Origin of the sequence: Alcaligenes sp. (genome assembly GCF_050255915.1) — a bacterium.
GTDB lineage: Bacteria > Pseudomonadota > Gammaproteobacteria > Burkholderiales > Burkholderiaceae_B > Alcaligenes > Alcaligenes aquatilis.
Window position 1 is genome coordinate 103,359 of the sequence record NZ_JBFWIQ010000008.1, and the last position, 14,420, is coordinate 117,778.

A 14,420-nucleotide genomic window follows, 5' to 3' on the forward strand; every position below is an offset into this window, starting at 1 on the left:
GAGGTGCAGGTCAGCAATAGAATCTGTCTTGCAAACCTCGGGGTCAAGCTGGTTGCTTGGCACGTTGGGTATCAATATTGCTGCGCCAGGCATCGGCAATATCGGTCAGCAAACGCTCGGCCAGTGCCAGCTTTTCCGCGTCATTGCGAAGATTGGCCAGCATCAGGTTATGCAAGATCAGGTCGTAGGTGGCAACCAGATTGCGTGCCAGTTCTCCGCCCTTTTCAGTATCGACCGCCATTTTCAGGCCGCTATCGACAATATCAATAGCCTTCGATAAAGACTGCCCCCGCCCGGCAATATTGCCCTGTTCCATATGCAGGCGTGCTTGCAGCATGGCGGTGCGCGCACCGTTAAAGAGCAGGGTAATCAGATGCTCGGGGCTTGCGCTCAGGACCTCGGTTTCCAGACCTACTTGAGCGTAGGCGCGGACCGATTGTTGGCCAAAGCGACGGGAAGGGGCAGGATAGCTCATAGGGGTTTATTTGTTGCTGTTCATATTGCCCAGCATGGATAGCTGCTGGGTGAGGTAATCGCTGGTGCCTTTCATTTGGTTGACCATTCTGTCTAACTGAATAAATTGCTTACGATAAGCCTCAATCTTGTTGTCTATACGTTCGGCAGTGGCAAGGGCTTGTTTTTCAAGGGTTTTCCCAATTTTGTCAGCACCGTCGGTTGCATTGTCGATGAAACCGCCCTTTTTGACGTATTCATCTGCCGCTTTATTAATGCGGTTTCCAATGGCATCCTCGCCAGCAAACAGACGTTGGACATCAGCCATATTATCTTTCAGCGCGGCTGCCAGCTTTTTGTCATCAATGACCAAGTCTCCTGTCTTTGGGTCAGCCGTGATACCCATCGAGGCTAGAGAGCGTAGATTTCCCTCAGTAGTTGGAATGTTCAATGTTGAACGTAAGCTGGACTGAACCCGGCGGGGCATGGAGTCGCCCGTTAAGGCAGAGCCTTTTTTGTTTTCGACATCGTAGGAGGTCAGTGAGCGAATCGTACTGTTTAAGGCGTTATAGGCTTCAACAAAATCGGTAATGGCCTTGGTTGGGATACTGTCGTCTCTCGTCACATCCAGGCTGATTGCTTCTGAGCTGGCTTTGTTGAGAGTGATCTCCAACCCTTCTACAGTGTCTTTCAGGGTATTGCTTTGACTGATGATGTCAATGCCATTAATTGTTGCTTTGGCGTTGACGGCTGCACTCAGTTGCTCCATACCCTGAGCAGGGCTGCTTTCAGTGGCTGCTGTAAAAGAAAGCAGGCTGTCCAGATTGGCGTTTCCGTCTACAGAAATAGATTTGATGGAAGCCTGCTCTCCGGTGTCAGAGGCGGTTAAAACTAATTGATAGGGGTGATCGGGATCACCGTTATTAATGATAGTCGCGGTAACGCCTAGTTTAGGGTCAGCATTGATCGCTTGCATGACTCCCTGCAAAGAGGTGTCCTTGCCCGTCAAATCCAAGGTATGTGCTGTTCCATTTTGTAGGGTAATGGTTACTTTTCCATCAACACCGAGTGGAGTAGTCCGGTCACTTAGTTGGCCGGTGCTCAGCGAGTGTTTGCTGGCAAGCTGCTCGACCACAATACTGTATTGGCCGGGGGTTGCTTTGTGGTTTCCTGTGACAGAGATACCGTCGCCAGCAGCATTGACCTTGACTGCCCCGAATAGACTTGGGTCATTGAGTGTTTTTCCTGCGCTTTGCAGGGCAGTAATAGACGCTTTGAGTTTCCCATAAGCTGAGATTCGACTCACGTTTTCGACTTGGCGATTCTGAATAGCGGTCAGGGAGACATTCTCTGCTTTTCGCAGATCTTCCAGTAAGTCATCCAATTTCAGGCCTGAGCCAATACCGATTGAAGAAATAGCCATATCAAATACTCCTGTAGTGTCCTATTTTGTCGCGAATGTGCCGCGCGCAAAGCCCGTGTCAATGGGAGGTTTCGATGCCAGTTTGGTTTTTAAACCTTGACGTCGACCGTGTTGCCTTGCAGTTGGACGATCATTTTGGCGATCTGGATAACGGCGTCAGAAGGAACGGTGCGCAAGACCTCACCGGTTGTGTTGTCCACGATTGAGACCACCAGACGTTGTGCCTCGTCATCCATATTGAAGCGAATGCCGGTGGACCAGGCCTGTAGCGAGTTGTTGATCTGATCCAGCGTGTCATCCAGCGTGTTGACCATGCCGGGTACGGGTTCCTGTTTATCGGGCCAGCGTTGCTGCAACTGGGTATCGGTACTGCTTTCCTTGATGGGGGGCACCGTGGTGGCTGCCGACGGCACCGGGGTGCCAGGGTTCTGCTCCACTGGGGAGGCCGGGGGCACCAAGGCCGTCGTTTGAGATGAAACTGAGTTGATCATGACATCACTCCAAAGGGGCTTGGTGGCAGGCCTGCAATGTGGGTAGGGCTTGGCACCTGTAACGTTCCAGTTACGGCACTCACGCGCGTATCTTTAGGAACTATTTGTGTTTCTGGCCAGCCCAGGGTCGTTTAAAGCCTGAATAAGATGGCGAAAGACTGTTTGATTTGGGGACTGTGTGGCCGGGGCGGCAGGCAAAATAGTGCCATCTTTATTGTCTGGATTCGTGCCTGTCCATGCCTCGTTCAGAAGACGTTCTGGTTGAGCAGTACGCCCCACTGGTGCGCCGCCAGGCGCTCCAGCTCGTGTCGCGCCTGCCTCCCAGTGTGGAACTGGATGATCTGATGCAGGCGGGCATGATGGGTCTGCTCGATGCCGTGCGTCGTTATCAGGTCGTGGCCGAGGCCCAGTTTGAAACCTATGCCGTGACCCGAATTCGCGGGGCCATGCTGGACGAATTACGCAGCCAGGACTGGCTGCCGCACAGTGTGCGCAGCAAAGCTCGGCAGATTGAAGTGGCGGTCAGCACCTTGCGCCAGGACTTGTTGCGCGAGCCCACCGAACCGGAGATTGCCCAAGCCCTGTCCATCAGCATGGATGATTACTACGAGCTGCTGGACGAGGCGGTCGGGGTGCAGGTGATTCACTACGAAGACCTGAAGCGCCACGCCGATCCGTCCGCCGATGCGCTGGAGTTTCTGGAAGACAGCACACGCGAACAGGCTTACTTCGATAATCCTTTGAATTTGTTGACTTCTCAAGGTTTGCGACAAGCCTTGATTGCCGCCATCGATCAACTGCCCGAGCGTGAAAAGCTGCTCTTTGCACTGCAATTCGAGCAAGACTTGAACCAAAAGGAAATCGCTCTGGTGCTGGGGGTGACCGAAGGGCGGGTGTCTCAACTTCGTAGCCAGGCCGTGGCCCGTATCCGTGCCAGTCTGGCAAAAGACAAGTGGGACGCTATTTCTGACAGTGCTGAGTTTCAGGTGCTTTTGTAAGCTCGTTCAGAAAAGAAGCGGCTAAAGGGTGTTGATATATGCTTGATTTTATGCTGATGGGCTTTTGGGTTTTGCCTGTTTTTTGAGGGGCATGTGGCTGCCCATAGAGTGGTAGTGTTCCTATTAATCTGACATTTTTATGGATTTCTCATCAATTAGAACGTGGAGACACCGTACTAGTACTAATGGGTGAAGCACCATTTTGAAAAAATAGTCTGCATTCCGGTTTTTGATGGATAAAGAGCTTACTTGCACAAGCTAGGCTTATTCTTCTATGAATCGAGATTTTAAAAAAAGCTAACCAGCATAAGCTGCAAGTTTCATTATTATTGGAGTCCGGTTTGGATAATTTTACTGGTATCGATAGACAGATTGCTGAGGCTTATGATCAGCGGCCTTATACGTCAAATCCGTTTTCTTATACGGCGCCGGCGCATTTGCGCGCTGCAGCTTTTTTGTACGGTATTCAAACCGTGCCTTTGCAGAATGCTCGCGTTCTGGAGTTAGGGTGTGCTGCTGGCGGTAATCTGATTCCTTTTGCTATTTTGTATCCTCAGGCCCAAATAGTAGGCGTGGATCTGTCATCGGTACAGATCAACCAAGGTCAGGACTTGCTCAAGCACATGGGTATAGAAAATGTGCAACTGCATGCAATAAGCATCAGTGATATTACTCCCGAATTTGGGCAGTTCGATTACATCATTGTGCATGGTGTATTTAGCTGGGTGCCACCTGAAGTGCGTCAGGACATATTACGGGTTTGCCGTGAGAATCTGTCGCCTGAGGGGTTGGCGTATATCAGCTACAACACTTATCCAGGCTGGAAGGCGGGGGAGATTGTGCGTGACGCAATGCTGCTGCATAGCCATTTTGTGGGGGATGAACAGAAGGTGGAGAGTGCGAGAGCAATGTTAACTTTGTTATCGGATGGTTTGGCGGTCGGTAACTCTTTGCGCCCCTCCTTACTCAATGCGGTGCAGCAGTTGAGGTCACATACTGACTATTACATTGCTCATGAATATTTAGAGACTTTTAATAGCCCGTGTTACTTCGTAGAGTTTGCAGATATTGTTTCTCAGGCGGGGCTGACGCATGTTGGGGATGCTGAGCCGCGCGTGGAGTGTAGTCAGGTTTTTGGGCTGAATGTCCAGTTGAACCATAGTTTGATTGCATTTGGGCAGAATCGTTTAATGCGTCAGCAATATTTAGATTTTGCAGTAGGACGGAATTTTCGTAAAAGCATGGTGGTGCATGCTGCTCGGGAGGGTGAGATATTCAGTGCTCCTGATTTGAGTCGTTTATCGGGTTTGCGTTTTTCTGGTTATTTTGAATCGAGTAAGCGAAATGATGATGTCCCTGCGCATGTCCGAGCCTTTAAAACAAACCGTGGTGAGTTGCTTCATGTCGAAGGGATAGAGCTTCAGTCGGCTTTGGATGTTTTACATCAGAGTTGGCCGCAGTCAATTAGTGGGCAGGAATTGTTGGATCGGCTGACTCAATTGCCCGAGGTCGGAACGGCAAACCAAGCTCAGGCGGCGCTTGAAAGTCTCTTTCATTTTGGACGCTATTTGATTGAGCTTGATGATGAGGCTTGTGAGCCTTGGACCTCAGCGGGTTTGTTGGCTGGTTTTGCGCCTTTGGCTGCGTGGCGTCGACAGAAGCACAAGGGAATTGGTCAATATAACCGTTGGCACAATGTGGCTAACATCACACTAACCCCAGCCGAGTACTTGGTGTTGGAAAAGATTCATCAGGGGCAGTTTGCTGACAGTGCTTTATCTCGTGTATTGTGTGACGCTTGGGTAAAGGGGCTTGTGCCCGGGAATGACGGGGTCAGTTTGAAAGGTCAGCGTAATCTGGATGCCAAAGCTGTGAAGGTAGTTACGAATTTGAAGCAAATGCTTGTGCGTCAAGGCTTGGTGAAGGCAGGATAGTAAGTCTGTTTAACGTAGAGAAAAGCCGGCTTTTTAGATCGAGTAAAAGTGTTTCAACCGTCGTGCTTTAAGAGCTTATTTGTGATGGGATAAATAAGAAATACAAAAACCAGCCGTCAGGCTGGTTTTTGTCTGGCTGCACTCCGTTAGCCTAAGGCAAAGGGAGTGAATAAGCGGCTACGAAGAATTAACGCAGAAGCGACAGCACGGTCTGTGGAACTTGGTTGGCTTGGGCCAGAACTGAGGTACCGGCTTGCTGCAGGATCTGAGCGCGGGTCATGTTCGACACTTCAACGGCGTAGTCAGCGTCTTCGATGCGCGAACGAGCGGCGGACAAATTGGTGACCGTGTTGCTCAGGTTCGAGATGGTGGACTGGAAGCGGTTCTGCACGGCACCCAGGTCGCTGCGCAGGGAGTCAACGCGTTGCAGGGCGGCGTCCAGAGCCTTCAGAGGGTCAACAGTGGCGGCACCGGCAAACTGATCGGTCGCAACTGTGGCACCCTTGGTGCTCAGTTCAATGGTCGTGCCGGTTTGGTCGTCGTTCAACGTGCCGGCGGCACCGCCGTCGTCCAGAGCCGAGGGGTCCAGGGAGAATACTTTGCCCTGGATCGTCACGTAGCCGGTTGCAGCGCCGGCGTCGTCTGCGCCAACTTTAACGAACTGACCGGTGTAAGAAACAGCATCAGCCGTAGCGATGCCGCCAGCGGCGTCGGCAAACTTGGTGTCGACGGTGTTCAGCTTGACGCCGCCGGTTGCGTCGTCAACGGAAGCGGCGTAATAGTCGTTGCCCGACTTGACCACGTATTGACCGGTCGAAGCGCCAGCGGCGGTTTCGGTGTTGTGCAGAGACAGGTTCTTGGCGTCGACGCCCAGAGCTGTTGCGACATCGTCCAGGTCTACGGAGACAGGAGCGCCGCCGCCGGCCTTGACGGTGTCAATGGCGTCGCTGACGTTCAGCGAGTTCTTGGCAACGGTCAGGCTGCCTAAGCCCAGCGTGGTCGAGTTGATCTGCTGCAGGTTGATGTCGATGGTTTCGTTATCGTGTGCACCCACTTGAATCGTCAGCGATTCGTTGTTGGCCAGCACTTTTACGCCGTTGAACTGGGTCTGTTCCGAAACGCGGTCAATTTCGTCCAGGCGCTGCTTGATTTCACCCTGGATGGACTTCAGGTCGGTGGGCGAATTCGAGCCGTTGGCGGCTTGAACGGTCAGCTCACGTACGCGCTGCAGGTTGTTGTTGATTTCGTTCAGGGCACCTTCAGTCGTCTGAGCGATCGAGATACCGTCGTTGGCGTTGCGCTGAGCTTGCGTTAGGCCCTTGATGTTGGCCGTGAAACGGTTGGCAATAGCCTGGCCGGCGGCGTCGTCTTTGGCGCTGTTGATGCGCAGGCCGGAGGACAGACGCTCAATGGCTTGACCCAGTGCGCCTTGCGATTTGGTCAAATTGCCTTGGGCAATCAGGGAAAGCGAGTTCGTATTGATAACAGACATGGTAACTCCCAATGTTGAGTAGAGCGGCGAAACGGTTTCGCCCTTTGCCCAGGAAAGCGTTGGCGTTCTGCTAGGCCCCAGGGGGCTGATCGCGCATTCGACACACTGCGTTCTTCCTGTACAGCACCATTAACGGAAGGGGCCAAAAACTCTTTAGGGGACGGTTGAGAAAAATCTCCGCATTTTGCCCGGACGCCTTGATAGCGGTGGCTTCAAACAAAAAAACGGGGCCATCTATTGACGGCCCCGCATGGCAAAAATTGAGCAGAAAACGGAATCAGGCGGGTTTAAGCCTCGAACCCGCCCTTGCGCTTACACGGCAATAGGCTTGCCATCCGTACGCTGGATCACCACGGTCGAAGAACGTGGACGTACGGTATTCATGCTGACCACCGTCGCATCATGGGTGTCGTAAGCTGGCCAGTTCACCGGGTGCTGAATGTTCAGGAACAGGCTGGTGTGGTCGGGTGTCATGGAAAAGCCCGTGATTTCGGCTTCGTTTGGCCCCACGAAGAAGCGACGCAGATCGGACTGATTGCTGGCATTGATGGCCGGGCCAGTGCCCGAGCTGTCTGCCAGCGCGCCAGGGATCACGGCCAGCATCTGGTCGTTGGTGGCGCGGGCAACATTGTTTTTACGACCGCCGTCAATACCGTTGTCCGTCTGAATCCATAAGATGCCACGGCTGTCGAAGCCCAGACCGTCGGGGCTGGCCAACTGGTTCAGATCGGTCAGGCCAGAGCGGTTGGTCTCAGCGTCTGCACCCGAATCCGAGCCAAACACGAAGATGTCCCACTTGAACTTGTTCGAGCCGGGTTCGTCGTGCCAGCGAATAACGTGACCGTTGACGTTGTTCAGTCGCGGGTTGGCGGCGTTGGTGCCGGTCGACGCGTTGCGGCTGGTATTGTTGGTCAGCGTCAGGTAGATATCGCCGTTGCTGGGGTGGGTGGCCGTCCATTCGGGGCGATCCATTGGGGTGGCACCCACAAAGTCGGCTGCGCCACGGGTATTGATCAGGATTTCGTCCAAGGTCCGGAATTGATCAGCCAAGGTGCCGCCATCCTTGCCTGGGGTGGTGCCTGTCAGTGCCAGCCATTCGCCCGAGCCGTCTTCGTTGAAACGGGCTACATACAAGGTGCCTTTGTCCAGATATTTAGCGCCCACGGCCAGACGATCGGTGCGCTCGGCATCTTTCGGGTCCCAGTTGGCGTCAGATACGAAGCGGTAGACGTACTCAAAGCGCGAGTCGTCGCCACTGTAGAAAGCCAGGGGTTTGCCGGCTTCGGGTTTGCTGTAGGCGCAGCCTTCGTGCGCGAAGCGGCCCATGGAGGTGCGCTTGGTGGCAATGCTGCTGGGATCGTAGGGGTCAATCTCGACTAGGTAACCAAAGCCGTTGACCTCATTGCGCCAGTCATCAGTGGCGCTGGCGCCGGTTTCGGTGACGTTAAAGCGGGCGAATTCACCCAGCACTTCCGAAGGGTCCTGGGCAGCCGTTTCCCATTTGTAGCGGCCAGTGGGGCCTGCTGATACGCCGACGCGCAGCTGGTGTGCGGGGCGATTGCCGGTGTTGACAAAGCAGGCCGCCCAGTTCTCTTCGGCGGTGATGTACGTGCCCCACGGTGTGGTGCCGTTACCGCAGTTATTGTTGGTGCCGCGCACCTGCGTGCCGTTGGGCGAGAAGGGGGTCTTGACCCAGTCCGTACCGCCCACGGGGCCCGCCAGTTTCATGGCAGTGGCAGAGGTAAAGCGACGGTTGTAGCGCGAGTTCTGAACGATGTCCCAACGGCCATTGCTACGGCGAATATGGATGATGGCCACACCGTGGGCGTTGATTTCCTTGCGCACTTCCTCGGCCGGGCGCTTGCCATTGACCAATGTCGGACCATTGGGGTGCAGGGCTGTTGAGTCAATGTATTCGTGGTTGACGGCCAGCAAACCCTCGGTAGAGCTGCCCTCCAGCGGAAAAAAGTGCATGCCGTCATGGTGCATGCCCATGGAGTTGAGCAAGTCGTTGGAGCTGTTATTGCCGTTCTTGTCCCAGGGTAGGGCGTTGTCATTGATGGGCGTGCCCCAGGGAGCCAATACGTGGGCGATGTAGCCGGGGGGGACCACACAGCCGTCGGTCATGGAGGTGGGCAGGGATTCAAAACCCAGTTTGACCCTTGCTGGTGGTTCCGGATCAGGGCCGGGACCGGGGTTCGGCTTCTCGCCGCCGCTGTTATCAGTGGAATTGCCACCTGTGCTATTGCTGTCACAGCCTGCCAGGCCAAAGCTGGTCATGGTGGCCAGGGCAGCCGCCAAACCACCGCGCATCACGGCACGGCGCGACAGGCTTTTTTCCAGAATTTCACTGAAAGGGGTGTTCTGACTGACGTTACGTACTGTCTTGTCTGAGATATGTTTGCTCATAGTGATCAATAGCGCCAAGGCTGAGTTGTAGGGGTAGCGCTCATGCTAGTGGCTCAAGGTGAAAGGACTATGACAACAAGCTGAATGACCGGGGTGGTGGTTTTTTGGCGGCTTGGCCGTATCTGGTGAAGCTCGTTGGCAAGCGGGCAGGGTCAGGCGCCATTTTCACGATGCAGGTTTGGACGCCAGATGAGGTCGGAATTGGACTTTTGTTTTAATTAAAAAAATCAGTGTCTTGGCTATTTGGCGAATAACCATTTTGTTTTATGTACAGAGTCGTACATTTTTTATATTCTTGCCGTAACCCTGTTTGCTTATTTCCCTATCTATTTAGAACACAAGGACTAAAGCGACCTTGAGTTCTTTTTGGTGTTCAGCAATCTTTAAGGTTCAAAGCTCGTTTTTTCCCTTGTGTAAGCCCTATGAATGGGCATTTCCCACAGGCTTTGATACTTCCTATTTGTTGTACTATGTTTCTTTTTTTCTTTCGGGAACTCAATGAAGCAAGGGGTTTTACTGCGCAGTGGCCGTGCCGATGCTTTCATGGCTTTAGGTGAGGGCGGTCGACCGGTATTTCGCTCCGCTTTACAGTTGCGAGAAGCCTTGCGCCGTCGGGCAGGCAACTTTGCTGACCATCTGGCGATTCCGCAAAGCAATGAAACGGGTTCCACGCTGGATTGGTACAGCCCGGTCTCCGGCCAGGTTGTGCCCTGGACTGCAGCCACCGAGCAAGAACGCGAAGAAGGCTTGAAGCAATTAAGTGCTTTTCAGGCCCGGCTGAACGAGATGGCCCCAACGATGGATGCCCAAGAGCAAGAGGCTTTGGGCGACAAGGCTCTGTTTTCCAGCTTGCTGCGCCGCGTGCTTTATTTCCCGGACGACAACTTTGTTTATCTGGTCAACGGCAAGCCCGTTTTGACCTTCTGGGGGTTTCTGCACCATGGTGCGGATCAGAACCAGGACCCCTTATTGCCGTTGAGGCCAGCGCCTAAACCCGCAGCCGTGGTGGCCCCGCCGGTAGTGCCGCCTGTCGAGCCCGTGGTCGCCCCTGTTGTGGCCCCGGTGGCCGCCAGTTGGTGGTCCCGTTGGTGGTGGCGTTTGCTGGCTCTGCTCTTGTTGCTGGCCTTGCTCTTGTTTGGTTTGCGCTGGTGCACCACGCCGGTCGTGCCCGATACACCGTTGGGTTCTTTCACCTCCAGCGTAGGCAGCTATTTACCCGAGAAAGTCCGTAATTGGTTGGGCTGGTCCTTGCCCAAACTGGATACGGGCGCCTTGCTACCGAATGGTCGTGTGGATGCGACAGGCCTTGTCCCCACGGGCACCGTTCCAGTGCTTCCAGGCGCTACGGGTGCTGGCACCGCTCCCGGTGTTGAAGCACCAGGGGCAGCCGCTCCGGGGGCGGAAGCTCCTGCCGCAGCGGGTGCTCCGGATGCGGGGCAGGCTCCTGATGCCACGCCGCCTACACCGCCAGCCGAACCCGGCGCAGACGCCAATCCTCAGCCGCCTGAATTGCCTCAAGACCCGGCAAACCCGCCTGCTGATCCTGCCGCGCCCCCAGCACTGGATGCCAACCCGACTGCTCCGACAACGCCTGCTACCCCGCCTGGTTCCTTGGTGGTGCCGCCCGATGCCTTGCAGTCCGGCAAGATGGATTTCCTGAATGGCCAGTGGGCTGCCCGCATGGGTGTGCAAGACAGTCAGACCGGCAAACCCGTGCAACTGCAATATCAGTTGAAAGACGGTGCCGGCAATGTGCAGATCAAGCGGGGTGACGGCGTTCAGTGTGAAGCCCCCGTGTCTGCTTCGTCTGAGCAGGGCCGCCTGATTTTGAATGCCAATTCCGCCGCGAAGTGCACGGACAATGCCGCTTACGATATGCCCAAGATTGTGTGCGATCCCGGTGCGGCGGGCGCTGCCGCCCAATGCGCGGGCATGTACGGCTCCAATGCCTTTCCTTTGATCTTGCAGCAATCCGAATGATGAGTGCTTGAATCTTATGTTGCCTGAATTACTCAAACACGATGGCTTGGTTACCTTGATTGAAAACACCGGAGTCCAGTTCATGGACTTCGGTTTTGACATCAATGCTCCCACTTTGGGCAGCAAGAAGCTGGGCACCTTGAACCATTCTTTCTTCAGCACGAACGGCCAGAACTGGCGCTTTCTGTTTGAAGGCCTGCAGTTTGGTCAGGAGCAAACCCTGTTCCATCAGCCCGAAGGCGAGGTTGGGGTGTACCAGGGTGGTGGCCGCAATGATCAGGAATGTGATGTCTCTTTGAGCCGTACCCTGGACCTGTTCGATGGCCTGTGGCTGCCCGTGCCCTATGTGCGCTTTGTGGCGCCGCATCGCTTTGACCATGGCCCGGCCAGTTGGAGCCGCCTGCGCGTGGTGCGCCTGGAAACGCCTGATCGCGACGGCAATACGCACCGTATTACGCTTGCCTGCGATACCAGTGTGGTGGACCTGACCGAGGGCGCGGCCTACCTGGCCCCCTTGCGTGAAGATATCAATGCCGGAGCCTTGTTCCGCATTGCCTGCGACAGCGCGCATATGGACTGGTTCCTGAACCGCGACTGGGTTCAGGAATGGTTGCTGGAAGTCTATAAAGACAACGTCAATAAAACACGCAACATCGATTTTGGTGAAGATGTCAGCGCCTTGCACTCGGCACAGCTGCATTTCCTGAATTTGCTCAGCCTGTTTGCGCCGCCGCATGAGTGTGTGGATGGCCGCTCCGAGGCCTGGGTGCGTCTGCCGGACATCAAGGTGCTGGCCGCTAACTGGCAAAGTGAGCAGGTCATTCCTGTTGATTTGGTGCTGGACGTGGGGAATTCGCGCACTTGCGGGATTCTGATTGAAAACCACGGTCAGGACGATTCCGGCTTGCGGCAGAACTATGTGCTGCAATTGCGGGACTTGTCGCATCCACATCAGGTGTACAGCAAGCCTTTTGAAAGTCGCGTGGAGTTTGCGCAGACGGACTTCGGCAAGAACCACTTGTCCCTGAAAAGCGGACGTCCCACCGCCTTTTCCTGGCCCACTTTGGTGCGTGTCGGGGATGAGGCCGCGCGTCTGGCTGCCCGCCGTCGCGGCACCGAGGGTACGACCGGGCTATCCAGCCCCAAGCGTTACTTGTGGGATGAAAACGAATACAAGCACGGCTGGCGTTTCAGCCAGCAGTACGACCGCTCCGATGCAGAACCGCGTGCCTTGGCGGCACCGTTCTCCCTGCATATCGACGAGCGTGGCGAAGCCCTGTACACCCTGGACGAAGATGATCGTCTGCCGGTGTTCGAGCCTTTCTATTCACGCAGTTCGGTCATGACCTTCATGCTGACCGAGGTGCTGGCCCAGGCGCTGCTGCAAATCAACAGCCCGGCCCAGCGGGTACGCCAAGGCCACTCCAACAAGCCACGTCGCTTGAGTAATATCGTTCTGACCGTGCCGCCCGGCATGCCGCTGGTAGAGCGCAGCCTGCTGGCCGAGCGTTTGCGTCAGGCCATTGGTTTGTTGTGGACCAGCATGGACTGGTATCAAGGCGAAGAAGACCCTTATGGTCTGGAGCCTTCCGAGTCGGGCCGTATGCCGGAGAACCTGCTTGTGCCTCTGCCCGAGTTCCGGGTGGAGTGGGACGAAGCCACCAGCTCTCAACTGGTCTACCTGTTTACCGAAATTACTCAGAACTTTGCAGGCCATGCTGACGAGTTCTTTGACGCGGTTGCCGCTCCCTACAAAGAAGATCGGGAAACCCTGACGCTGGGCATTATTGATATTGGTGGCGGTACCACCGATATCGTGATCAGCGACTACACCTTGCGTCGCCCGGCAGGGGCGGGCGGTGGCAGCAATCTGACCATCTCGCCCAAGCAGCGTTTCCGCGACAGTTTCCGCGTGGCTGGGGATGACATCTTGCTGGACGTCATTCAGCGTTATGTGCTGCCTGCTTTTGAAGACGCCTTGAGCCATGCCGGTGTGCAAGACACGGATGTGTTCCTGTCGCGGCTGTGCGGCAATGAAAAAGCCGATGCTGATAAAGCCGTTTTGCGTCAGCAACTGGCCCTGCAGGTTTTTGTACCACTGGGCCTGGAGTTCCTGAAACGCTACGAAGCCTACGATCCGCATGAAGACCCGCGCGCCGTCCAGTCCTTGCCGTGGGGCGAGCTGCTGGAGTTCGAGCATTTGCAGGGCGATCAGGCCAACGCACCGCTGTCCCATGCTTCGGCAGGTTCGGCGGATGCTTTGCCACGGGTCTCCAGCAAGGTCGTTCAGTACGTTCTGGACGAGCTGCACAAACATGCCGGTCAACGCGTCGATCTGGAATTGGCCAAGGTTGAACAGCCTTTTGATCTGGCCCATTTGCACCAAGGTCTGGTCAGCGGTTCCCTGAACATCAACGACCCCTTGCGCGCCTTCAGTGAGGTGCTGAACTACTACGATTGCGACATTGTGCTGATGGCCGGACGTCCTTCGCGTCTGCCGGGTGTCCAGGCCTATATGCGCTCGCAAATGCCGGTATCGCCAGCGCGTTTGCTGCCTTTGCATAATTACCGCACCGGTAGCTGGTATCCCTTCCATACCAATGGTCGAATTGACGATCCCAAGAGCACGGCCTCGGTAGGCGCCATGTTGTGCCTGCTTTGCTACAACATGAATATTGACCAGTTCAATTTCAAAGTATCGAATCTGCGCCCGCGTTCCACTTTGCGCCACATCGGGATTATTGACTCCAATAATCAGATCAAGGATCAGGACATCGTCTACAAGGACGTGCTCCAGATGGACCCCGATAGCCGCGAGGAAATGGTGACGCTGGAAAGTGTCAGCAGCGAAGACTCCGATGGTTATCACCTCTTGATGCAGGGCAGTTACTTGCGCCTGGGTTATCGACAGCTGGATGTGGAGCGCTGGCCCGCCTCGCCCTTGTATTACCTGCACTTGAACGAGAAGGTGCGTCGCCAGATGGCCGATGCGCCCGACGATGATGGCCAACTGCCATCCATGGAAGTGACCTTGATGGTGGATAAGGCTTCCCAAGGTGGGCAAGGGCGCCGTTTGATCAGCGATCGTCTGAAGATCAAGAACTCGGCACCCCGAGATTTCAAACTGAGTGGCGTGCCCAAAGGGGCCGTCCGTATCCAGCTCAACACCATGCTGGAAGCAGGCCTGGGTGATTCTCCATATTGGCTCGATAGCGGGAGCGTAGTGCTCAAATGATGGAC

General features: G+C 55.1%; 9 protein-coding genes. 4 read left to right on the plus strand and 5 right to left on the minus strand.

Annotation, left to right across the window (positions count from 1 at the left end; genetic code table 11):
• Nucleotides 1-43 precede the first annotated feature (43 nt).
• The 3 genes from fliS to AB7E06_RS11895 all read right to left on the minus strand — a co-directional run bounded on the left by fliS (nt 44) and on the right by AB7E06_RS11895 (nt 2,367).
• The gene (gene fliS, locus AB7E06_RS11885) at nt 44-475 is read right to left on the minus strand and encodes a flagellar export chaperone FliS (protein ID WP_395029837.1); all 432 of its coding nucleotides are present in this window, start codon (nt 473-475) and stop codon (nt 44-46) included.
• Nucleotides 476-481: 6 nt separating this feature from the next.
• Nucleotides 482-1,876, minus strand: coding sequence for a flagellar filament capping protein FliD (gene fliD / locus AB7E06_RS11890; protein ID WP_427957111.1), 1,395 nt, complete (start codon nt 1,874-1,876; stop codon nt 482-484).
• Between the two features lie 89 nt (nt 1,877-1,965).
• Entirely contained in the window at nt 1,966-2,367 is a 402-nt protein-coding gene (locus tag AB7E06_RS11895; RefSeq protein WP_427957113.1) for a flagellar protein FlaG, read from the minus strand.
• Between the two features lie 236 nt (nt 2,368-2,603).
• Here AB7E06_RS11895 and AB7E06_RS11900 point away from each other — a divergent pair, with 236 nt between their 5' ends.
• Together AB7E06_RS11900 and AB7E06_RS11905 are read left to right on the plus strand one after the other, a co-directional pair.
• Nucleotides 2,604-3,365 carry an RNA polymerase sigma factor FliA gene (locus AB7E06_RS11900; protein ID WP_427957115.1) on the plus strand — a complete coding sequence of 254 codons (762 nt, stop codon included), beginning with the start codon at nt 2,604-2,606 and terminating at the stop codon, nt 3,363-3,365.
• Between the two features lie 341 nt (nt 3,366-3,706).
• Entirely contained in the window at nt 3,707-5,299 is a 1,593-nt protein-coding gene (locus tag AB7E06_RS11905; protein WP_427957117.1) for a methyltransferase regulatory domain-containing protein, read from the plus strand.
• Nucleotides 5,300-5,486: 187 nt separating this feature from the next.
• Here the strand turns inward: AB7E06_RS11905 and AB7E06_RS11910 are convergent, their stop codons facing one another.
• Nucleotides 5,487-6,791 (minus strand): FliC/FljB family flagellin, encoded by a 1,305-nt coding sequence (locus tag AB7E06_RS11910; protein ID WP_427957119.1) that lies wholly within the window; start codon nt 6,789-6,791, stop codon nt 5,487-5,489.
• 312 nt (nt 6,792-7,103) lie between these two features.
• Nucleotides 7,104-9,200 carry a PhoX family protein gene (locus AB7E06_RS11915; RefSeq protein ID WP_427957121.1) on the minus strand — a complete coding sequence of 699 codons (2,097 nt, stop codon included), beginning with the start codon at nt 9,198-9,200 and terminating at the stop codon, nt 7,104-7,106.
• Nucleotides 9,201-9,698: 498 nt separating this feature from the next.
• Here AB7E06_RS11915 and AB7E06_RS11920 point away from each other — a divergent pair, with 498 nt between their 5' ends.
• Together AB7E06_RS11920 and AB7E06_RS11925 are read left to right on the plus strand one after the other, a co-directional pair.
• On the plus strand, nt 9,699-11,180 hold the full coding sequence (locus tag AB7E06_RS11920; protein WP_427957123.1) for an SrfA family protein: 1,482 nt from the start codon (nt 9,699-9,701) through the stop codon (nt 11,178-11,180).
• 16 nt (nt 11,181-11,196) lie between these two features.
• Entirely contained in the window at nt 11,197-14,415 is a 3,219-nt protein-coding gene (locus AB7E06_RS11925) for a virulence factor SrfB (protein ID WP_094196144.1), read from the plus strand.
• The last annotated feature ends 5 nt before the right edge of the window (nt 14,416-14,420 follow it).